This is a genomic window from Arthrobacter sp. 10N44_2, from assembly GCF_056394385.1.
The window spans coordinates 1-21,744 of sequence record NZ_JBFTHT010000031.1 but is presented as its reverse complement, the minus strand read 5'-3'; the positions used below and the strand labels follow the sequence as shown (position 1 = coordinate 21,744).

Annotated in this window: 19 protein-coding genes and 3 pseudogenes; 9 read left to right on the top strand and 13 right to left on the bottom strand. The window is 60.8% G+C overall.

What is annotated here, in order from left to right:
- Positions 1-166 precede the first annotated feature (166 nt).
- From AC1DBX_RS20465 to AC1DBX_RS20450, 4 genes are all read right to left on the bottom strand, one after another.
- Positions 167-1,276, bottom strand: coding sequence for a glycosyltransferase family 61 protein (locus AC1DBX_RS20465; protein ID WP_476932647.1), 1,110 nt, complete (start codon positions 1,274-1,276; stop codon positions 167-169).
- Positions 1,266-2,159: a polysaccharide pyruvyl transferase family protein gene (locus AC1DBX_RS20460; RefSeq protein WP_476932646.1), complete on the bottom strand. Its 894-nt coding sequence runs from the start codon at positions 2,157-2,159 to the stop codon at positions 1,266-1,268. Before AC1DBX_RS20460 ends, AC1DBX_RS20465 begins: the two co-directional genes overlap by 11 nt.
- Positions 2,160-2,979: 820 nt before the next feature.
- Positions 2,980-3,222, bottom strand: a complete 243-nt coding sequence (locus tag AC1DBX_RS20455; RefSeq protein WP_476932645.1) for a hypothetical protein — start codon at positions 3,220-3,222, stop codon at positions 2,980-2,982.
- Positions 3,194-3,382 (bottom strand): hypothetical protein, encoded by a 189-nt coding sequence (locus tag AC1DBX_RS20450; protein WP_476932644.1) that lies wholly within the window; start codon positions 3,380-3,382, stop codon positions 3,194-3,196. Before AC1DBX_RS20450 ends, AC1DBX_RS20455 begins: the two co-directional genes overlap by 29 nt.
- Before the next feature lie 241 nt (positions 3,383-3,623).
- On the opposite strand from AC1DBX_RS20450, the gene AC1DBX_RS20445 reads away from it, so the two are divergent.
- On the top strand, positions 3,624-3,968 hold the full coding sequence (locus tag AC1DBX_RS20445) for a helix-turn-helix domain-containing protein (RefSeq protein WP_476932643.1): 345 nt from the start codon (positions 3,624-3,626) through the stop codon (positions 3,966-3,968).
- A gap of 89 nt (positions 3,969-4,057) precedes the next feature.
- On the opposite strand, the gene AC1DBX_RS20440 is transcribed toward AC1DBX_RS20445, so the two are convergent.
- Positions 4,058-5,095: an IS481 family transposase gene (locus tag AC1DBX_RS20440; RefSeq protein WP_476932642.1), complete on the bottom strand. Its 1,038-nt coding sequence runs from the start codon at positions 5,093-5,095 to the stop codon at positions 4,058-4,060.
- Between the two features lie 120 nt (positions 5,096-5,215).
- Here AC1DBX_RS20440 and AC1DBX_RS20435 point away from each other — a divergent pair.
- The 3 genes and pseudogenes from AC1DBX_RS20435 to AC1DBX_RS20425 all read left to right on the top strand — a co-directional run.
- A pseudogene (locus AC1DBX_RS20435) lies at positions 5,216-5,680 on the top strand (DDE-type integrase/transposase/recombinase); the annotation flags it as partial.
- Between the two features lie 405 nt (positions 5,681-6,085).
- Positions 6,086-6,220 (top strand): hypothetical protein, encoded by a 135-nt coding sequence (locus AC1DBX_RS20430; protein ID WP_476932641.1) that lies wholly within the window; start codon positions 6,086-6,088, stop codon positions 6,218-6,220.
- Between the two features lie 98 nt (positions 6,221-6,318).
- Positions 6,319-6,537 carry a transposase gene (locus AC1DBX_RS20425; RefSeq protein WP_476932640.1) on the top strand — a complete coding sequence of 73 codons (219 nt, stop codon included), beginning with the start codon at positions 6,319-6,321 and terminating at the stop codon, positions 6,535-6,537.
- Between the two features lie 188 nt (positions 6,538-6,725).
- Here AC1DBX_RS20425 and AC1DBX_RS20420 read toward each other — a convergent pair whose 3' ends face one another.
- From AC1DBX_RS20420 to AC1DBX_RS20410, 3 genes are all read right to left on the bottom strand, one after another.
- On the bottom strand, positions 6,726-7,619 hold the full coding sequence (locus AC1DBX_RS20420) for a DUF6492 family protein (RefSeq protein WP_476932639.1): 894 nt from the start codon (positions 7,617-7,619) through the stop codon (positions 6,726-6,728).
- A 168-nt stretch (positions 7,620-7,787) separates the two neighbouring features.
- Positions 7,788-10,895 (bottom strand): glycosyltransferase, encoded by a 3,108-nt coding sequence (locus AC1DBX_RS20415; RefSeq protein WP_476932638.1) that lies wholly within the window; start codon positions 10,893-10,895, stop codon positions 7,788-7,790.
- Positions 10,896-11,003: 108 nt separating this feature from the next.
- Positions 11,004-12,344 (bottom strand): BNR repeat-containing protein, encoded by a 1,341-nt coding sequence (locus AC1DBX_RS20410; RefSeq protein ID WP_476932637.1) that lies wholly within the window; start codon positions 12,342-12,344, stop codon positions 11,004-11,006.
- Between the two features lie 296 nt (positions 12,345-12,640).
- On the opposite strand from AC1DBX_RS20410, the gene AC1DBX_RS20405 reads away from it, so the two are divergent.
- Positions 12,641-13,981 carry a UDP-glucose dehydrogenase family protein gene (locus AC1DBX_RS20405; protein WP_476932649.1) on the top strand — a complete coding sequence of 447 codons (1,341 nt, stop codon included), beginning with the start codon at positions 12,641-12,643 and terminating at the stop codon, positions 13,979-13,981.
- A gap of 232 nt (positions 13,982-14,213) precedes the next feature.
- Here the strand turns inward: AC1DBX_RS20405 and AC1DBX_RS20400 are convergent, their stop codons facing one another.
- Together AC1DBX_RS20400 and AC1DBX_RS20395 are read right to left on the bottom strand one after the other, a co-directional pair.
- Entirely contained in the window at positions 14,214-15,413 is a 1,200-nt protein-coding gene (locus tag AC1DBX_RS20400) for a BNR repeat-containing protein (RefSeq protein ID WP_476932636.1), read from the bottom strand.
- Between the two features lie 530 nt (positions 15,414-15,943).
- On the bottom strand, positions 15,944-16,084 hold the full coding sequence (locus AC1DBX_RS20395; protein ID WP_476932635.1) for a glycosyl hydrolase: 141 nt from the start codon (positions 16,082-16,084) through the stop codon (positions 15,944-15,946).
- A gap of 208 nt (positions 16,085-16,292) precedes the next feature.
- On the opposite strand from AC1DBX_RS20395, the pseudogene AC1DBX_RS20390 reads away from it, so the two are divergent.
- Positions 16,293-16,565: pseudogene (locus AC1DBX_RS20390) on the top strand (IS110 family transposase); the annotation flags it as partial.
- 422 nt (positions 16,566-16,987) lie between these two features.
- Here AC1DBX_RS20390 and kdsB read toward each other — a convergent pair.
- Complete coding sequence (gene kdsB, locus AC1DBX_RS20385; protein ID WP_476932634.1) at positions 16,988-17,731, bottom strand: 3-deoxy-manno-octulosonate cytidylyltransferase; 744 nt, start codon at positions 17,729-17,731, stop codon at positions 16,988-16,990.
- A 59-nt stretch (positions 17,732-17,790) separates the two neighbouring features.
- Here kdsB and kdsA point away from each other — a divergent pair, with 59 nt between their 5' ends.
- The 3 genes from kdsA to AC1DBX_RS20370 are packed head-to-tail and all read left to right on the top strand — an operon-like array spanning position 17,791 to position 20,133.
- Positions 17,791-18,642, top strand: coding sequence for a 3-deoxy-8-phosphooctulonate synthase (kdsA, locus tag AC1DBX_RS20380; protein WP_476932633.1), 852 nt, complete (start codon positions 17,791-17,793; stop codon positions 18,640-18,642).
- Positions 18,639-19,169, top strand: a complete 531-nt coding sequence (locus AC1DBX_RS20375) for a KdsC family phosphatase (RefSeq protein WP_476932632.1) — start codon at positions 18,639-18,641, stop codon at positions 19,167-19,169. The genes kdsA and AC1DBX_RS20375 overlap by 4 nt, the downstream gene beginning before the upstream one ends.
- Entirely contained in the window at positions 19,156-20,133 is a 978-nt protein-coding gene (locus AC1DBX_RS20370; protein ID WP_476932631.1) for a KpsF/GutQ family sugar-phosphate isomerase, read from the top strand. The genes AC1DBX_RS20375 and AC1DBX_RS20370 overlap by 14 nt, the downstream gene beginning before the upstream one ends.
- Positions 20,134-20,165: 32 nt before the next feature.
- Here the strand turns inward: AC1DBX_RS20370 and AC1DBX_RS20365 are convergent, their stop codons facing one another.
- A complete protein-coding gene (locus AC1DBX_RS20365; RefSeq protein WP_476932648.1) occupies positions 20,166-20,933 on the bottom strand; it encodes a class I SAM-dependent methyltransferase in 768 nt (255 codons plus the stop codon).
- Between the two features lie 234 nt (positions 20,934-21,167).
- A pseudogene (locus AC1DBX_RS20360) lies at positions 21,168-21,602 on the bottom strand (LbetaH domain-containing protein); the annotation flags it as partial.
- Positions 21,603-21,744 lie beyond the last annotated feature (142 nt).

Genomic DNA, 21,744 nt, shown 5'->3' with positions numbered 1-21,744 from the left:
GGACATCCAGGCCGACGCTTGTACGCTCGAACATAGCTGGAACCTCCAATTTCAAATGTGGCTCTACCTGTCCGCCAAGTCTGGCAGGCAACCCACGTCCCGCTTTGAAAAGGAGGTTCCAGCCCGAAAAACCCGGCTACCTCATATCGACTAGCGTTCGGTGCCGTCAGCTTTGACGGTCTAAGGCCATCTCGGCCAGGGCAACCGCTCGCGGCACGTCCACGGACCAGCCCTCGGTTGCTTGGCCGAGCCCGTCGTCCGGCAAGACGTCCGCGTATGGAATTAGGCCAGCGCACTTACCCAGGGACAGAGGGCCGGCGTTTACGTGGCTCGCCTGCTGGAACTCAACGAACGCGCTGCCGGGCCGCATGTAGAGCATGTTCGTTGATCCGGCGCCGTGAGGGGCGACTACGATGTCGGCGGCCTCGTACATGCGGATTTGCTCAAGAAGGGACATCCCTGAGTTGGTGATGGGAGTGAAGCCGAGCTTTCCCATTTCGCCGGAGAGCTGCGCTTCGTTTAGCAGGGGGCGACGCGTGGTGTCACCGCGGGAAATGTACAGCCTTCGGCCGGTTTTCCTGTCCAGGTGCGGGAGGCTTTTCCGCGCTACGCGACGAAGGGTTTCGGCCGTTTGTCTCCTTGCATGATTTCGGGCGAAAACTTGCCGTGAACTCAGAAGATCGCTGTACAGAATACTGGCGGCGTGGACTGTCTTCCCCCATGTCATCTCGGTGATTTGCTCGGGCCCGAACCCCAAGGCAGCAAGACCGGCGCGCTGCCAGTCCGTAAGAGGGCCAGTCAAGACAGAGATTCTTGAGAAGTCGCAGGCCGGAATTGTTTCGACAGCGTGAACAATCGCCGGCAGTGACTGAGCGTGCCAATGCCAGTAGTTACCTGGCGCGTAGTTCGCCCCCAGAATCCATACGCGCATGGGGTCCAGGGGCGCCGAATCTTCCGGTTTGATCATGTCGAAGTTTCGTCCGAGGTACTTATCGTGAATCAAGTATCGCGTGTCCGTGACGAGATTCCCATCAACGCTTGCCATCCAATGCGTGGTCTGGATGTACGTGTCACGTAGCTCATGGACCAAGGCCGGTGAGTCACGGGAGTTCAAGGCGTTCTGAAGTTTCTTTAGCCCCGATAAAGACACCTCGTTTCCCCCAGGGGGGTAGCGAACCACGAACAGTCGATCTGTTTCGTCGGCCAGTGGGTGCAGGGACTGCGCCGCCACTTGCAGGGCACTGATCTGGGGAACGTCTGTGCGGTCAACGTTCATTGGCTGGATCTTCCCCAATCTGCGTTAGGGCGGCGTCGAACGCTTCGAGGATGTCGGCTTGTACGCGCCCGATGCGTTGGGAGTCCGGCTCGTGGAGATTCGTCAGAACGGACGTCTCGGACAGTGCCACACCTGGCTCTGACATCAGGTAGTGGGGCCGGCCGACAGAACTGAAGTAATCGAAGAACTTGTAATTGTTGCCACCGCGGACGGGCGAATCCCAGTCGCCGACCCAAGTGTTCGGGATCCCCAAAGCATCCGCAAAAATCAGGCCGTGCAACGACTGGCTGACAATGATCTCGCAGTCCTGCATTGCCCGAATAAAAGCTACGATGTCCAACGTCCGAACGTCGATCTTCACCGAGTTCGGGAGATGATCATTGCTGGACGTCCACTCGTTCGCGACCAGGGCGGAGATGTGCGGGATGATTCCGTATGAAAACTTTGGGCGGCGTGGCTTCTTCGGCGCAAACTCGGAAACGAGCAGCCCCGGATCGCCCACACTGATCGCGGACTTGTTCGCGGTGTCGATGGATTCTCTAGTCAAATACCCGCGGACAGAGTGTATAGCTAGGTGTGGGGGAATTTGTCGGTGTAGTTGGGGCATAACAAAGCCTGCGCCAACAACGTGTGAGATTCCCGCGGACTTCTGGTTCCAGGCGTTCTGGAGGATACTTCCTGCGCCGACAATTTGCCCCTGTGGCAGTTCTACTCTTTCGGCTGTGATGTCGAACAGCTTGTCGAGCACGAATGAGGTCGTCTCATCGCCGATGTTGTACGGGTTGGCCAGGCTCTGAGGCCGGTACCACCAGGACCTCACTGTTCGACGGCCGGAGCCCAATAGAGAATCTTGGGCATGCGGAAGCGCGACTTCGTTAGGCATCGTGGACTTTCCTGATTTTTTGTGGGGGGTGGTAACGCTGAACGGCCAATGTTACCGCAACGCACGAAACGCCCCCATCCTCCGGAGAGGATGGGGGCGGGTGCATACTCGCGGGCGTGTTCACCGGCTCCGGTCGTCAGGTGCTGCTCAGGATTGACGTTCTGGACCTAGTTGCGTGACACGTGCTTTCCGGGATAAGCGGGACCCGTGCGGAACCGAGGACGGTGCGGCAGGTGGGCTGCAGCCACACCAGAACGCGTACCAGCCCGCGACGATGACAGCGGTGATAGGCGGCGGCGATCTCCGCGGACTGCGGGACCGCATCACCCCCGCCCACCCGGGCCACCGACCCCTGCCGCCGGTGCCGATCTTGGGCAGCCCAAGGTCGGGGGACCAGTTGGCCGCAACGTCCCAGCACTGGGCCCCGACGCCCCGGTTCTCCAGGTTCCAGTCCTCGTTGATGTACCCGACCCTGAACCTGTGGCATCTATTCAGTCAGCGCCGCAAGGATGTCGATCACGATTTTTCCCCATGGTTCTTGGCCCAGTCGGCGCCGAAGTGCAGCTGCAAGAACAGGGCCACGAGTCGGACGCCCGCGATGAGGACCCACCGCAGATGAAGGCGCGGACCAGCTCCTGGAGCGGCTATTCTCCGAAAATTCCTGTGGTGATGAGCAAGACGAACAGTGACGCGAGAGATCCCAGCAGCATCATCAGGCCCGACCGGCGCGAGACCGCCATCAGTCCGGGGCAATGACCCCGTAGATGAATGGCAGTCAGGTGCACACGGACGCGGCGGAGGTAGCCGATGCGGATGGCTGTCACGCTGGCCTCCCCAGGCATCGTTGGTGCAAGGATTTTTCGATGCCCGGCGCGAACCCGTTGCGCAGGTTGACTCCCTGTCGGAGTTCGGCGACACCCTGCCGGCCCTCGGTGGCTTGGGTCTGTGCGGTTTGGTAGGTCTCCACGGCGTGGTCAATCGCGGCTGCGGCGAGCGAGTGATCCACGGGCTCGAGCCGGAGAAGTTGGGGCCGGTTAGTGCGCTGGCGCTGGAACAGCTTCATTCGCACCTCCTGCGTTCTCCTGCAGGGCGGACATGACGTGAGTGGAGAACCGGCCGGTCTCGATCAGGGCGACGCGGGTTTTGGTTCGGTCCGCCCTGGTCAGGTTGGCCACATTCGCCGCGGACTGCCAGTTCTTCCGGTCGGTGGTGATTGCAGTCACCTGGTTCTGCAGCGCCCGGACAGCGTCCGCATGCGCGGCGCGGACCTACAACCGGCCCCGAACACCAGATACAACACGGCGATGAAAGGCTCCGAGTGGGGACGCAAGGCCACCTAGGCGGGGTCGCCATCAATCATGCTGGGTTTTCATCGGCGCCCCCTCGAATGCAAGGGTTTATCCTGTAGCGCGAGCTGCGACCACTCATTTGACTTGAAACATGCAGGATACCTAGGGTGGGCCGATGACAGCCGAAGATGCCCTCAATGCCGCCAAGATCGGTCAAGCCTCCTTGACGGCGGCAAACGCCGCCCAGGAGATCGCAACCAAGAGCCGCGACGCGGCGGTCCTAGCGGCCGCGGATGCCGGAGAATCCCTCCAAGACATCGCCGACGCTCTCGACCTTTCGCTACAACAAATCCGGAGAATCATCGACCAAAACGCCGCCGGACACCCCGTTGTCGACGCGCTCCGCCAAGAGGTGATGGCCAGCAACGCCCGGTATGAGGACCTGATCGAGGACGATCAGAAGTTCGTTGACATCGAAGTGGAACAACTGGCAAGCGAGCGTGGTATCAGTCTCGATTAATCGAGACTCACCAGCCGCGACAGCGTGGCTTCATGTGCTTCGCCCCGGGCCTTCACTTCGGGGGCCGAACTTTGTTCTGGTTGGGTGCCTCATGGAAATCTGAGAGCTTTGTCGAGCACCGCAGGAAATAGCCGTCCGATGTACTGCCCGGGGAGGTTGGTTAGGCGGCTGATGGGCGGCTGGCCACCGATTGCGGTGTGGGGCCTGTGGTGATTGTAGTGGTGCAGCCATGCCGGGAGGGCGTTTCTGCGGGCTGATTCCGTGGCGTAGAAGCGTTTGAATGCCCACCCGTCGGCCAGGGTGCGGTGGAAGCGTTCGATCTTGCCGTTGGTCTGGGGGCGGTAGGGCCTGGTCTTCTTCGCCTCGATGTTCAGCTCCCGGCAGGTGTCCCGCCAGAGGTAGGATTTGTAGGCTGAGCCGTTGTCGGAGAGGACCCGCTCGACGGTGACGCCGCGGGCGGCAAACCAGGACACGGCCCGCCTGAGCACTCCGACTGCGGTGGCTGCTGTTTCGTCGCTGTGGATTTCGGCGTAGGCGACCCGGGAGTGGTCGTCGATGACGGTGTGCACGTAGGCGATGCCGATCAGCGGGCCACGATGTCTGCTGCGCGCCTTGTCCGGGGTTCCTGCCCGGTTCATGCCGCCTTGTTGCCGGCCGACATAGCGCCAGCCGCCGCCGTCGGGGATGTTCCCTAGCTTCTTCACGTCGACGTGAATCATGGCTCCAGGAGTCTCATGCTCGTAGCGGCGGATGACCTCCCCGGTGCGCTTGTCCACGTGATGCAGCCGGTTCAGCCGGCACCGGACCAGAATCGCGTGCACGGTCGAGGCCGGCATGGCCAGCTTCGCGCCGATCGCGACCGGGCCCAGACGCTGCTTCCAGCGCAGATGCACGACCTTGCGCACCAGCTGCTGCGGCGTCCGGTTCGCCACCCGGTGCGGGCGGGAGGATCTGTCAGCCATACCCGCCTGACCCATCGCGTCGTAGCGGGTCGCCCACCGTTTGGCCGTGGGCCAGGCGCAGTTGAACTGTTCGGCAGCCCGGGACACCGGCCAGCCGTGATCTACGACGAGACGCGCGACGCGCAAACGTTGGCGTGGAGTCAAAGCGGCATTAGCGTGAGACATTGAGGACCTCCTGGTCGCTGCAGCGGTTGTCTAAGCAACTCCACTGTGCAACCGGAGGTCCTCGCCCTTGGGTCAACGACTCCAGCGAGTCATCACATTCACCGAACCAACGTCCCTGGGCAGTACAAGCGCGAGACTCCTGGAGCGATGATCCACGTCGATGTGAAGAAGCTCGGCAGCATCCCCGACGGTGGCGGCCGGCGCTACGTCGGGAGGCAGCAGGGAGGCCGGAACCAGGCAGAAACCCCGGACAAAGGGCGCAGCGGACATCGCGACCGCTGGACGGCGCCTCCTATATGCACATCGTCGTCGACGTCCATTCCAGGGTCGCCTACACCGAAATTCACGGCGACGAAACCGCCGCGACCGCAGTTGAGGTGCTCAGGCGGGCTGTGTCCTGTCAGCCGCCCGCGGCGTCACCGTCGAGCGGGTTCTCTCCGACAACGGTCAGCCTACAAGTCCCACCTCTCTCGCGAGACCTTCCGTGAGGTGAGCATCAAGACAAAGAAGACCTGGCCCTACCGGCCCCAGACGAACGGAAAGATCGAGCGCTTCCACCGCACCCTTGCCGACGGCTGGGCCTTCAAACCCGGGCTTTTCCACCAGTGCGGCCGGAATAGACCGGGCCACCAACTGGGTAGCCCGCTGCACCGGCACGGATGCCGACACCCTCTGAGCAATCGAAGGTGCGGCAACTTACGAAGCGATCCTGGCCAGCACGGTGGCTTCCAATGGCTATCCGGTGGCCGAGGCGCCAAACATGGGCGCCAAGAACCGTCGCTGCGTGGGAAAACTGACGCCGGGACGCCGTCCAGATCGCTGCCGCAACTCTGCCGCTGCCCGTCCCAAAACTGCGCCTGCCCAGGCCCAATGACGGGATACGCCAAGCCGTGAGAATATCGACGACCGCTCGCGGCGCCATGAGCACCGACCGCACACGGTCGGTCAACGCCCTTAACGCCCTGGTACGCAGCAACAACCTGGGGATGGATGCCGCAGATCCCTCACCCCTCCCAGATCTCGGCGGTCTCGCGGTGGCGCCCCCGAGAGGAAGGGCTGTCCCTGTCCTTCGCCCGGGCCGAGGCCATTCGTCAGGCTGGAGACATCCTCGAGCTCGACGAGTAGCTCACGGCCCAAGAGACGCAGCTGGATGAGCTGGTCAAAGTCAGCGACCCAGCACCCTTGCTGGAAGAGAAAGCGTTCGGGGCGATCGGCGGCGCGAAGTGTCTAACAGCGTGGTCGCACGAAGGCAGCGTAACGAGTCGGCATTCGCCTCTCTGGCTGGGGTGAACCCCATCCCAGCCTCGTCCGGGAACACGGTCCAGTATCGGCTGAACCGGCGCGGCGACAGGGCACTGAATAGTGGACTGCACATGGTCGGCGAAACGAGGACGACCCACGATGCCGACACCCGCAAGTACGTGGAAAAGCGACGCGCTTAAGGTCGTACGGACCAGGAATACAGCCGCCGCACTAAACGCTAAATGGCGCGCCGCGTCCAGCGGAGCGCAAGGCCTCATCCGAAATGATAAGCGCGGCATGACAGACATAGAAGGGTCCACGGGCACCACAGCGCAATCGGAGGCCACGCGCTTATCAGCCGCTTAACCAACCTGCCTGGGCGGTACACCTAATAAGCGAAGAACCAGTCGGCGTCTTCCCATTCCTTCAACAAGTGCCGCCCCCACATCTGTTTGATGGCATCCATTTGGGACCGCGAAAGTTGGGGGAGTCGGTTCCGATGAAGACCGAACATGGGGACGTTTTGCTCGACCGCGTCCGCGATCATCTCAAGCGCCCTACCATGGTCCTGGGGCCATTGGGTGAACAAAGTTCGAGTGAGGCTGGGCCGGTTAGCGTATGGAATTTCATCATATGTGGAGGCCAGATGAGCGTAATAGAGGAAGAATTCTGTCGCACCTCCGGTCTTACGGATCGCTCTATCGAGTGGCAGGCCGAACCGCTGCTCAAGTCGGCTCACCGTATTCGCAACCTCATTAGTGAGCATCAGGTACGGGGTCACAGTTGGCATCATTTTTGACAGTCTGTCTTCGGTAAATACGTCCAAAGCCATGAGCGATGCGCGAACGTACTTAGTCCAGTTCGGAGTAGTGGCGGTAAGTTGGGTGATGGGTTTTCCGTCATGGAAAAAATCGTCAATGCTGGACGGGCGGATGAAATGATTCTTTGCATCCAACATTAGATAAGCGTCCGATGCAACAACGTCGCAAAGCGCAAGTTTAATGGTTTGCTGTCCGTACCAGCCGCTACCGTCCCCACCCCGGGGTAGGTCAGGGGTCGTGATGACACGCAGCCTGTCCCTTAACTCTGCGCTGATCCGTCCTTCTAGATGTTTCCGGAACTCGGCTTCGAGCAAAGCATTGCCGGCTCCATTAAGGACGACAACATATTCAGTGACTCCGCCCAAATTAAAGAGCCTGTCGATGGACAGCGCTTGGAGTACCGTGAGCCGAAGATCACCTTCAAAGGTGACAGTGGCAAGAGAAGTGGTTGGCAAAGTCATAGTCAAAGGACACTGATTCCAGGGTGGGAGATTGAATGATGGAGATGACGAAGGAGCGGATTCTACTTAGCCAAAGCAATTAGATGCCATTGAAGCGAGCCCTGCATAAGGAATCACGTCTTCCAAATGCAGGATCCAGCCTCCGCGAGAATTACAACTACAGCATGCTTATCGATCCGCATTCGAAAGGTTTAGACGTTCTTCAGACAGCCGGCCCAAGGCCAGACGGGAAGTTTGCCATTCCTCAACATCCGTGATGAGCGTCTTGGCGCGCGCATCGAACGAGTGTTTCTCCATTACCTCCTGAGCCTGAGCAAAGCGTTCCTCGGCGCTGCCGAACGCGGAAAGCCCATCGGGGCTGCACAGCCACCGGAGTTCATCGACTGACCCGTAAACCTGAACCATGCTACCGAACACGTCCCCTAGCCCGGATACTGCGTCACTTACAACGGGTGTTCCGCAGGCCACGGCATCGAAGATTCGGTTTTGAATGAACCCCATCTCTGCCATGTCGGGCCAGTGATCTGCCAGCACTCGCCTTGAAGACCGGTAGAAATCGCCTAAGTCTTCATTCCTAATTCGGTCAGCCTCGTGCATGCGCGGTTCGATCACATCCTCCCAGCCGTGCCCAACAATCGTCAGGTCAATGCCCGCTCGGAGCGCATCGGCGATGACCGGGCGATTCCGATTGTGGGTGTTTCCTCCCACGAAGGTAGTCGGACGCCGTCGGTTCTCCGTCGATGCGGGGGATAGATGGAACCGGGTAACGTCTGTGGCTTGCAGCAGTGGCTTCACTTCTCGACCGCTAAGAACTGACATCTCGGATGCCCAGGAAAGAGACGAGGCGTAAACGAGATCGAAAGCGCGCAACTCGTCGACCGTTACGTTCTCGGGGTGACTGATGACCCACAGCACATTCACAGCGCCCGGAATCGGATTGATCTTGTCGAGACCTCGCACAACGAGGTTTACGTCATCAAATGCCTGACTTCTATCCACATTGTGGCCGTGGCGGTATCCGACAACCTCGCGATCAAGTCGCCGAAGCGAATCCGCCAACGAACCGACGTAATACGTATCACCCCACCGGTCTCCATAGTGGCCACCCGTTGACGAGTACCGGATACCCCATCGTTGCTGTAGCGCTTCGGGCGAACGTACAACAACTGGCCGAGGAGCTGGAATAAGGTTATTGTCCCCGCCCACGTGTGCGAGTCGGAAGCCCGCGCGAGCATACTTGTCGGTCTCAGGGGCTGGCAGCAACCCATTCCATCGCTGCATGAACGCTTGACGGTTCGTGTTAATGTTCAGACCACGGCCGGGCGTCTTGCTCTCATAGTGCGTAACCTGCGACGAGGGTTCCACCGCAAAGTATCCCCCAAGCTCCCGGAGGGCCTTCAGGCACAAATCGATATCTTCCATTCCGTTGACGAAAAACGGATCGAACCCTCTGAGCTTGGCAACGTCCTTTGTCCTCCAAAGCATGCAGGCGCCGGTAATCGCGGAGAACCGTTCTTGGGACGTGTTACGAGCGTCCTCGGGCGGATGATTGGCGAGGAAATGGCCCGGCAGTGTATTTTCGGCCATGAAGACCGTGCCCGCGGTTTGGATGGAATCATCGGGGTACTGAAGCAGTGGTTGAACTGCCGTGACCATCGGATCCTTCAGACGTTCGATCATCGGCTGCAACCAGCCTTCACGCACGACTGTGTCGTTATTGAGGAAGCAGGTGTATTCGCCTGTTCCAAGGAACGCGCCGTAGTTGGATCCCGTGCTGTAGTTCAGGTTTCGCGGCAACCGGATGTACCTAACACGCGGATCGCCGTGGAACAGCTGCCCGAGCGGTGCGCTGTAAAAGTACGCTGAGCCATTATCTACGATTACAACTTCGACATCGACGTCGCCGGAGTTATCGAGAACGCTCCTTACAGCGCGGGCGGTCATCGCCCAGTCCTGGTAGACAGGCATTGAAATCGAAACCCGTCCGGGAACCGATTCTCGGAGTTGCATGTCATCCCAGTCAATGAGGTTTTTGCCCAGCACCACCCACTGCCATGCATCGGACTCGGTGGTTGTGATCCGGTTGCCGTCTTCCCTGTCGTCCGAGTACTTGCACCCGATAAAGGGCAGTAGCCGAGGCTCGGAAATTTTGGCAACGCGAATAGCGAAATCGTGGTCCACCCAGCGCTTCAGGCTCTCGTCGAAGCCACCGGCTTCCAAGACCACCTCACGCTCTACAGTGAGGACATTGAGATCGATATGGTTGACCACCATCAGTTCTTCGAAACCGCCCTGGTAGGCCCTGTAAGTGACCTTTTCACCGTTATGGAGTTCAAGTCCCGCATAGACTGCGCGCGCCCCGGAGTCGACGGCTCCTTTCAAGGACAGCTCCAGGTAGTCGGCCGGCCAGAGATTGTCGGTGTCCAAAAAAGAAACCCACTTGCCCTCCGCGCGATCTATACCAAGATTTCGGGCAGCGCAGACACCGCCGTGTTCGGCTTCTATCAACTGGATGCGGGGATCGGTCTCGGCCAGGAGACGCACAACTGCGCGGGTCGAGTCAGTCGATCCGTCGTCTACGACAATCAATTCCCAGTGGGAGATCGACTGTCTTTGGACGGACCGAATGGCTCGGGCAATTACTTCGGAGCGGTTCCACGCGGGCATGACCACACTGACTAGAGGCTTACCGTCGGTAACGACAGGAAGATTTACGTCTACTAGCCCGCGCCGCCAGGAGTCCTCTGCCGCTCGGTTCCAGTTGCCGCGCCCGCGGGGCCTGGACCTGAACGTCTGGATCTTTATGGTATCCACGACGCTGTTCCAGGAAGCCCGTACCTCGCTCCAGACCCAACTACTCTGTACGAGGTCAACGACATAGTCGTCAGGGGCGTTCTCCAGAAGCCATCCCAGTGTCCCTCCCGGGTGACTTAGCACGTCGGTCGACGTGATGACTCTGGACTCGGTATTGAGGAGCTTCGGGATCAGTAGGGGACCGATTGTCGGTTGCGACTCCAGCGGCCTCCGAAACCACTTCATGACGGAGTTCAGTTCTCCCCGCTTCCACGCCTGACGTAGATGGTCTGGCCATGTTCGGGAGTCCATCAGCGGATGAGGCGACATTTCCTTCGGCATGCCGTTCTTGAGGAAATCCTCTGCAGCGTCCTGCTGGGATGAAAAGTACCGGTCACTCTGCGCTGAATACCAATATCTGTTAAATAGTCCACTCTCCAGAAGGAGGTCGAGATTGGACAGGTGGTCGAAGCTGGTGGTCACCGGTTACCCTTCGGAGCGCGTGTGCGACTGTGCGTGTCATTGCATGAGACTAGGTGTGCTTGGGATCTAAAGTCAGATTAGTAGTCACAGTACCCGAAGGTACGCGATTCACGGTTCGGTCGAAATGCAGTTTGACGCACGTACCCCGATCACGACCAGCGGCTGCGGGCCGGGAGCGGGCTCAGCGGGAGGCCGATCCCTCTGCTCAAGCACGGAGCTGTGTGAAACGAACCATTCACTGCCAGGGTCGGCGGGCGCCCAGCCTCGCCCGTGCGTCACCCGTTCGTAAAGTCCGTCGCCGCGCTGGACCCGGCGGAGAGGATTCCACGGTGATACGGACGTGAGCGACGTCACAGAAAGATCCTCTGTGACGCAAAGAGCTTTTACTTCCTCTCCGCAGCGTACGTCAACCGTGACTCCAACCGTAGTCGTCTCCGGTGATCCAATTTCGATTCGAAAATCCAGAGATCCTGGTCCGGCAAAGTCCCACCGATAGTTCCACTCTGTGAGTTGCCGCCTCGCCCAATGGGCACCGTCCAATGCGGCCCCCCATATCTGCTGCGAACCGGACGCGTCTCGTTTGTGGTAGATAGCCAACGGCCGTCCGCTGGGGAAGAACGCCAAGCGAACATTGTTATTGATGAGCCCATGTCCCGGCGGTACCGGGTCCACTACGGCAGAGGCCTCATCTACGATCGGGTGGCGCAGTGGGCTTCCGGAAGCGTCGCTCCAGGTCATCAAGTCTTCGCTGCGAGCATAGTTGACGCTATGCGTTGACTCAGCGTCCGGAGAATCGCGCCAAACCCAAAGCAGGTGCCACGCGCCATCGGGACCCAATAGGGGCGCGTTCGTGTCGATATAGGCGTTGCGGCCACCTTGTCCTTCAATGAGTGGATGATCGGTCACACGTTCGTACCTTGCGGTCGCGTCATCCCAACGCAAGCAAATGAAGTCCCCGTCACCACTTGTCCCGTCTCGATAGGCAAATAGCAATTGCCCGTCGTTATCCCGGAGGAATCTCGGGTAAGTTACTTTCTGCTCTCTGCTGGAGTCGACCAAAGATTCCAGTCGAAGCAGGCTCCGGGCCGAGCTATGCAAGTCGACTATCCAATACTGGAGGGGCGACGCATGCATGTTCCCAGCGACGTGAAGCCGACCGGACAGGTCAAATCCGAGGTCTATGTAGTTATGGCTATCCCATTGGACCTCTGAATCAAACTTCTGGAAGCGCCAGTTCAGGCCTGTAACGGTTCGGTCGGCCAGCGTGAGGCGTCGCGATTCGTCGTAGTAAGCCAGTACTTGGTTGTCGCCGTGCTGCAGGAGCGTGGGGCGGATGGCGACGTCGGCAACCGCGGCTCCAAGGACGTCGACAGTGTCGATAGTCTGGTTTTGCCAGGTGTCTCCGGCATGGAAGCGCGGTGGGAACTTCTGACCTGAGTGGGTTTTCATTTAGATATTTCAACACGTCCAAAGTGTGGCGCCTCACGGGCAACACGGCCGGTCCTTCTCGAGCTTCGTATCGATCGGTGTCCTGCGACCGTGAAGCGTCGACTGCTTGCGTTGACAGCTCGCGGTGACGATGGGAAATCCATCGGTAACGGGCATTGCCCCATCATGTGCGCCGGCCCACGTCCGAGCTTCACGGTCTGGGGATGCGGACCGAACGATATATAGTGGACCCGTTTGGTTGCGCCATCTGCGCCCAAGACACGAAATTTACTGCGGCTACTGGGGGACTAGTGACACTGCGACTAACCGTGATCGGTACGGGATACCTCGGCGCGACTCATGCGGCATGCATGGCAGAACTCGGATTCGAAGTTCTGGGCGTCGACGTCGACAAAGAGAAGATCGACAGCCTCAGCCGAGGCGAACTGCCCATCCACGAGCCAGGCCTGCCGGAACTGCTGCGGAAGCACACAGAGTCGGGCCGCCTGCGCTTCACCACCTCGTTTGAAGAGGCCGGCGCCTTCGGTGACGTGCACTTCATCGCCGTCGGCACCCCGCAGCGCGCCGGCGAGCACGCTGCCGACATGACCTACGTGGACGCATCTGTGGCAGCGATTGCCCGCGCGGCCACGAAGGACTCGCTGATCGTCGGAAAGTCCACCGTTCCGGTGGGCTCCGCACGTCGCCTGAAGGGCCTCGTCGCGGAAGAAGCGCGCGACGGCGTGAAGGTCAACTTTGCCTGGAACCCCGAGTTCCTGCGCGAGGGCTTCGCCGTGGAGGACACCCTGCGTCCGGACCGTCTGGTCATCGGCACAGACTCGGCCGCCGCGGAGGCCACTCTGCGTGAGGTCTACGCCGACGCCATCAGTCGCGAGACCCCGTTCATTGCAACGGACTTTGAGACGGCCGAACTGGTCAAGGTCGCGGCGAACGCGTTCCTTGCGACCAAGATCTCCTTCATCAACGCATTCTCCGAGGTCACCGAGACCGTTGGCGGCAATATCCGCACCCTTGCGGACGCCATTGGCCTCGACGCCCGGATCGGCCGCCGCTTCCTCAACGCCGGCATCGGCTTTGGCGGTGGCTGCCTGCCCAAGGACATCCGTGCACTCCAGGCACGCGTCTCCGAGCTCGGCCTGGATAGCACCATGAGGTTCCTGAACGAAGTTGACGAAGTCAACCTCCGCCGCCGTGACCGTGCGGTGCACGTCGCCGAAACCCTGCTTGGCACCTTGGAGGGCAAACGCATCGCCGTCCTCGGCGTCGCGTTCAAGCCCAACAGCGACGACGTCCGCGACTCACCTGCACTGGACGTGGCGGCCAGGCTCTTCAACAGCGGAGCGGACGTCAGCGTCTACGACCCCGCGGCCAACGCCAACGCTGCCAAACGGTACCCGCGCCTGAACTATGTCGATTCGCTGGCCACGGCCGTGGCAGATGCGGACCTGGTCATGGTGCTGACCGAATGGAACGAATTCGTGAACGTCGATCCTGCGGAGCTGGCGGCTGCGGTGTCGCACAAGCGCATGTTCGACGGTCGCAACGTCCTGGACCACGAGAAGTGGAACGCTGCCGGCTGGGACATCGTCTCGCTCGGCCACAAGAGCGAGCTGCTGGACCTCGCCGCAGTCAACTAGCTGTAGCCACCCAGGCAAAGACTCAGCCCGGCCGAATGAATCATTCGGCCGGGCTGAGTCGTTTCTTGCTGTTGGGCGTTGCGGAGTGTCGCCAACACCGGAGGCTGTCCGCACGTCACAGGGACGCGTACAGCCTTCCAGTACTGGTGAGGCGGCCGTTGATGCGGACTGCGCGGCCTGTCATCTCCAAGGAAGGCGCCTATTGGCAGTATCCGGAGGGAAGAGACCGCTGTCACTCGGCCCTGTACTCCAAGATGAGAAGAGGCTCAGATGGCGGAATTACTGCCCGGGGCTTGTCAGCGTTCACGGGCATCGAGCGCCACTGCAGGACGTAAATACTCTTGCCGCTCGTCGTCGAGGTCCTGTTGGTCACCAGCTGGTCGTCCTTTCTCAGCACAGGGATGACCGGCGTGCCAACAAGCGATGACGCCGACGGGGTGTCCGACTTTACGGCAAGTGACTTTTCGTCCACGACCACGGCGCGGCCCTTACCGTTGCAGGTGTAGTTGAGTTGGAGGGTGCCATTTGCTGCTGATGTGACGGACCCGACTGAGAATGGGAAATGCAGGCTGCCCGTACCCCTAACAGCAAATTCGCCGTTCCAACGGGTTATCTGCGTTCGATACCAGGCCCCTGAACTATCTGGCCGGGCGAGGAAGAGTTGATTCCCTCTCGCGGCGTCGAGGCGCGTGTAGCTGATGACGGGCCGCTTGGCGCTATCAAAGCCGAGCCCCACGATTCCGTTGATTAAACCCGAATCTACGGTTGCTGGATCGACAATCGTAGGACTCTGTTGAGTCATGGGGACAGCGAGGTTAGCTCCCTGGACATTCTGCCAGTGAATGAAATCCTTCGTCTTAGCATAGGAAAGAGAATGATTAGTGGACACGTCAGGCGTGTTTCGCCACATCCATACCATATGGAAATAACCGTCGGGCCCCGCCACCGGAGAATTGGAATAAGCGCTGCTTTTTCCCTGCCCATTCAATATGCCCCCAGAGCCAACATCTTGCCATGTCCTATTCGACGCCACAAAGCGGTATATATTTTCACTGCCATCACCGCTGCGGCCGTGCCTGAACTTAAAGAACAACTCTCCCGATTCACTCTTCAAGAAACGAGGGTAAGTGACAGCGGACTCCAAGTCAGAATTAGCAAGAGCGGGAACCCTAGTGAGCGAGGCCACATTTCCAGGCGACGATGTGATGTAGTAGTTCAGTTTCGTAGCATGCATATTACCCGCCACATGCAAATTTCCATTTTTGTCGAGTGCCATGGTGACGTAGTTATGACTGTCCCACCCGACACTGGTATCTAGAACCTTGGTCGCCCAGGCGCCGGCGCCCACTCGGGTCTTCACAACCAGCCGTCGGCTGGCATCGTAGTACCCAACGTACTGCCTTGTTCCATCGACCAGAATGATCTGACCCACCGGGTGACCCGCCCATGTCGTCCCGACCCGAGTGGTGGAGAATAGACGATACGTGGGCGACGCGCTCGAGTCGCCAGGAATCCCCGTGTCCTTATTGCAGGAGAGGGTACCGCCTGCCAGTACGGTTGGTGCTGGCGCAACTGAAATTTGTCTCCGAATTTCTAAGGAGCCAAGTGTATTACTCGTCGCTGCGAATACCACCGCAAAGGCTGCGGCCAAGCCACCCTTTAGCATGCCCTAGGCTAGCATCCTGACTTCTTCCGGACTAGATGATTTCGTCCCAAAAACTGATGATTTCATGACAGGAAGTTACTCCAGCAACAAGACTTCACTTACGTAACGGTGTGTCTCGATTGCCGACTTGCGCCGAAGAATAAATATCTATTCGCATTCATGTAAATACATCAAAAGCGGTGTGTCCGAGATGGGTCCGGCCACACCGGTAGTCTCCAGAACGCGCTGCAGCGACGCCCGGGAGTGGATGTAGGGACGCGACGCCGTCGCATCCCAGTCGGCCACCGCGCACACAGTCACCCAGATCGACTTGCCGTACCCGCAGGCGCGGGGGAGTCGATCCGCATCTCAGTCGGCTGCAGCTTGAGCCACAGGCTGATTGCCTGGTCGACGGACATGTTGGCCTGGTCCTTGTGCTCCGGTTCGTTGAAACCCATGAGCTCCTTGGTCTTCGTTGCGGCCTGCTGGCGCGTGACCCAGCCGAAGGCATCTGCTCCAGCAGGGTCCGGGCGCTCTTGACCATGGGGACGAACGCCGGGTTGGCGGTGACGTTGTAGTGTGGTCCCTTGCCAGTCCGGCTTGAGGCTCTTGATTTGCTGGAGGGCAAGGGGCGTCTTTCCCACCTTGCCCGATACGGCGGGGGCCCTGGGGAAAACGCCCAGGAAAGCTGCGGTTTTTCACAGGAAATACGCTGTTTTCCGCACGCATAAAGAACTCCACGTCGCCGCCGTCATCGACGCCGGCGAGACAGTCTTGGGGACCAGGAGCTTTTCGACTACGGGCACCGGATACCGGGCGCTGCCCGCCTGGGTCGGTGGGTTCGGTGACCTGGCCTTGATCGGCGTCGAGGGCACCGGATCCTGCGGCGCCGGACTGACACGACACGTCGCCAAGGCCGGCGTCATGATCCTGGAGGTCGCCGTGGCTGAATACGTAGATTGGTTTCAACCACCGGCGCCTTCACAGCGAGATCGGCCATGTCCCGCCAGTCGAATACGAGCAGCTCCACGCCGGCCACCCGGCAAAGGAACTGCTCTCAATTTCCAACTAAAAACGTCTCCACAGAACCCGCGCTTCGCGACGGCCTCGTTCTTGAACAGCCCCATCACGGTCTCTGCGGCAGCATTGTCATAAGCGCCACCAACGCTGCCAATGGACGGCTGCGGGAGTGTCTCAATAACGGTTGATCCGTGGTTGTCCTGACACGCCGGGCGGTGCCTGGCGGGGAGGGCTGATCATGAGCGGAACCATGGATCCCATGGCGACTGATGTGGATCAGCAAGAGTTAGCGCAGCAGCTCCTGGCGCAGGCCAAGGAGCAGGGAATCGACCTTCGTTCGGTCAGGACTGCGCACCTTCGTGCTCGCTCACCCAAGCCTGGGCGCGCTCGTAGTCCTCAGGGGTGTTGATCTCGATGCTGCTGCTCTCGGCGACGCGGGCGACAATGACGAGACCGTGTTCGAGCGCCCGGAGTTGCTCGAGATTCTCTGCCCGCTCCAGCGGCGTTGGCGTGAGCGTCGGGAATCGGCGCAGCACGTCGCGACGGAAGGCGTATAGCCCGAGGTGCTGAAGATACGGGTGGTCGACTCCGCGGGGGTTCGCCGGAATGAGGGAGCGGGAGAAGTACAGAGCCCGTCCATGCGCGCCGGTGACAATCTTTACCGTGTTGGGATCGTCGGCGAGCTCGGGCTGGAGCGGCATCCCCACCGTCGTCATGTCTGCAGTCTCGCCCTCACGGAACGGGGCAAGCAACGCGCTGAGCGCGGCCTGGGACACGAACGGCTGGTCCCCTTGGACGTTCGCGACGACGTCGTACTCTCCCGGCATCAAGTCGGCCGCCGCGGCGACCCGCTCGCTTCCGTTCGCCAGCGACGGTGACGTCATCACGGCATCGCCGCCGAAAGCCTGCACGGCCTCGAAGATCCGTTCGTCGTCCGTCGCGACGACGACGTCGTCGAACTCGCCGCTAGCGATCGTCGCATCCCATACCCTCTGCACAACGGTTCGCCCGCCCAATTCGAGCAGCGGTTTGCCCTCAAGCCGGGTGCTTAGGTATCGGGCGGGAATAACGGCGAGGGCTCGCATGGATGGACATCCTCAACAATAGGGAACGGGAGACAGATTTAGTCTAGTAGGATCGGGGCATGTCAAAAACCGTGGCCGTCGGGCCGAACTTTGCTGTGTCTAATGACCGCCCCTGCGTGATCTTCGGTGGGATCAACGTCATCGAAGACCTCGACTCGACACTCCGAGCGGCGTCACGCTATGTCGAGGTGACCACCAAGCTCGATATGCCGCTGGTATTCAAGGCGTCCTTCGACAAGGCGAACCGCTCCTCAGTCGACTCATACCGTGGCGTCGGGCTTGACGAGGGGCTGAAGATTTTCGCCGCCGTCAAGTCGGAGTTCGGCGTCCCGGTAATCACTGACGTCCACGAGCCCGCGCAGGCCGCTCCCGTCGCTGAGGTGGCGGACGTCCTGCAGCTGCCGGCGTTCCTTGCCCGCCAGACCGACCTCGTCGTGGCGCTCGCGAAGACCGGTCGTCCCATCAACGTCAAAAAGCCGCAGTTCTTGAGCCCGAGTCAGATGGCCCACATCCAGCGCAAGTTGGCCGAGGCGGGTAACGAGCAGGTGATTTTGTGCGAGCGCGGCTCGCAGTTCGGCTACGACAACCTAGTAGTGGACATGCTCGGCTTCCGTGAGATGGTCGAGGCGTGCGGCGGTGCGCCCGCGATTTTCGATGTCACGCATAGCCTGCAGCGCCGCGAGGCCGGCGCCGCCGCTTCTGGAGGGCGGCGGCGTCAGGCCGTCGAGCTCGCCCGCTCCGGCATGGCGCTCGGCCTCGCCGGGCTGTTCGTCGAGGCGCACGCGGACCCGGACAACGCACGGTGCGACGGCCCGAGCGCGTTGCCGCTGAGCGCGCTCGAAGGGTTCCTCGGGCAGGTCAAGGCGATCGACGACCTCGTAAAATCGTTCCCCGCGCTGGACATCGCGTGATCGAGCTCGTCCTGTTCGACGTCGACGGTGTGCTCACCGACGGCACCATCTGGATGGACGGCTTTGGCGGCGAGGCGATCAAGGGCTTCAATGTCCAGGACGGGCTCGCCGTATCGCTCCTGCATGTACATGGGATCCGTTGCGGCGTGCTGTCAGGGAAGACGAGCGCGCCGCTCGACGCGCGGATCAAGCAGCTCGGCTTCGATGTCGCAGTGACCGGTACGCTTGGCAAGTCCGAGGCGCTCGCGGCCATCACGGCGGAGCAGGGGATCTCCAGCGAAGAGGTCGCATACGTCGGCGACGACGTTGTCGACCTGCCGCTTGCGGGTATCGTGGGCCGGTTCTACGCGCCCAGCGATGCCCACCCAGTGGTGCTCGCCGCCGCCGACGTCGTGCTCAATCGCCCAGGCGGGCGTGGCGTCGCCCGCGAGGCTGCGGAGCATGTGCTCGCAGCACGCGGGCTGAGCCTCGATGACATGTACAGGCCCCTAGTAGAGACGATGACGAGCAGCCATGTCGTTCAGTGACGCCACGTTTAGCCCAGCACGAAAGCACGCGGAAGCCGGCCGCAGGGTACTCGCCGCCGAGGCGCAGGGCGTCGCCGACCTCATTGAGCGCGTGGGCGCTGATTTCGAAGCAGCCGTCGAGGACATCCTCGTTTCCTCGGGCCGCGTGATTGTGTGCGGGATGGGCAAGTCGGGTCTTATCGGCCGCAAAATCGCCGCGACCCTCGCGAGCACCGGCACACCGAGTTTCTTCATGCACCCGGCAGAAGCGCTCCACGGCGACCTTGGCATGGCCACGGATGCCGACTACTTTCTCGGGATCAGCAACTCCGGCGAGACGCAGGAGCTCGTCGCTTTGTTGCCATTCCTGCTCGACAACGGCAATCGGATCCTTGCGATGACTGGGAACCCCACCTCGACCCTCGCGAGTCACTCGACGTTCCACCTGGATATCTCGGTCGCCGAGGAGGCGTGCTCGCTCAACCTCGCGCCGACATCGTCCACCACCGCCGCGCTCGCAATGGGCGATGCGCTAGCTGTTGCACTGATGGAAGCGCGCGGCTTCCTCTCCGAGAACTTCGCCCGCCTGCACCCCGGTGGGTCGCTGGGGCGACGGCTCCTTGAGCTGGTAACCGACGTCATGATCACGAGGGACCTCCCGTGGGTCTCGCCTACCGACGGAATCCTCGAGGTCATCCGACAGATCACGAAGAGCCAGCTCGGCATCGCACTCGTGTCCACGCCGAACGGCCCCGCGATCATCACTGACGGCGACATCCGTCGGGCCGTGCAGGCCCATGGCGACGCCTTCTTCTCGCTCGTAGCGGCAGACATCATGACAACGACGCCCACGATGGTCGCGCCAACCACGCGGATGGACGACGCCTTGGCGCTAATGGAAACCCGTCGGATCTCATCTGTGCTCGTCGCCGACGGCGACGACTTGCTCGGAGTGGTGACTAGTCAGCCCTCCCCCCGCGGCTGAAGGGGCGCTGACCTTGGCCGCCCTCGATGCGGTTAGTGCTTGAAGTACGCCCGCAGTTTGTCGTCGGTCATGGTGTGCTCGGAGTGGTAGCGGAAATCTTTCGCGTCGCGCCCCTCGCCGTCGTTCATCGTGGATTCGGATACAACGGTCGCGAGGGGTCGGTGGACGTGGAACGCGACGATCGACTCGAAAAACTGTACTGACCACACACGCATCTCGGGGTCGTGGTCCTCGACGAAGGCTGAGAAGCGGTGGTTGACACCGTGCACCAGGTTAACGGCCCAGCTCACGAAGGAGGTGTCGCTCGGGCCCCCGAACTCCTTCATATACGACGTGTGCGTGTCCTCGACAACCAGCAGCCCGTCGTTCCGGATGTGGTCGAGCGCCGACGCCGCGGTGACGATCTGCTGGGGATACGTGTGTCCGCCATCGTCGAGGAAGATATCGACGTCACCGACCTGGCGGAAGAAGTCCTCCCAGAACTGCGGGTCGGTCTGGTCGCCGATGTGGATCTCGAAGCCGTCCTCGCGCAGCCAAACAGCCTCCGGGTTGAGGTCGACTCCAATGATCCGGGCATGGGATCCGAAGAACTCACGCCACATGTACAGAGAGCCGCCGTTGAGGACCCCCACCTCGACGATCACTGGGGCCGTGCCGACGAAGCGAGAGAACAGATGGTCGTAGACGGAGAAGTACGTGGTGTGCTTCAAACTCAGGAACGGAGCCGCGTCGTAGCACGCTCGCGCCTGCGAACCGTGGACCATCTCAGCTCGTACAGGCTCGGGTAGTGCGGACGTCATCACCGCCTCACGATCACGATCACGAGGCACTTGGGGACGGATGAACGAACCCTCCAAGGCCGCCACGGCTTGCACCCCGTCACGATACGGAAGTTGCTGAATCAAGTCGTGCTCAAGGTTCCACCATTCGGACGCGAGCAACCGCCGGCGAACGTCTTCGTCGAAACGGAATCCGATATGCTTTGCAGGCACGCCTCCCACGATCTCGTAGGGTTCGACGTCCTTGGTGACCACGGCGTTTGCGGCGACCACCGAGCCAGTATGGATCGTGACTCCCGGCATAACAACTGCTTGCGCTCCGATCCACACATCATGGCCTATACGCGTCGCCTGCGGGGCGGGGATCCGTGGAGCGCTATCAGCTGCTTGGCCGTATCCCCTGACGCCGGGAAACCACGCATTGTTCACGGTGAATCCGTGCGTCGAAAGCCCTGTCAACGGATGGGGAGCAACACCGATCTCTGCCCCGCGCCCGCAGCTGAAGTAACGACCGATATCAACGCCGCCGTACACGACCGTCCCCACATTGAGGAACCCGAAGCGACCGAGCGACGAACCCGCGTGTAGCTCGGCTCGCGCCTGCAAGCGAACGGGGTGTTCTACCGCGCCCGCGCATACGGCGGTGTGATCTATGTTTGTCGTCCGCTCTGCGTCTCCGTCAGTTACCATGCGAGTGCGCCCTTCTTTGCAGCCGTGCGTGCCGCGTTTTCCTGCTCACGCATCTTCTCGGTCATGTAGACATCGATGCTGATATCGAGCGGGGTAGGCTCGCCAACTAGTGTGCCGCTGTCATCAACTGCATCGAGACGGC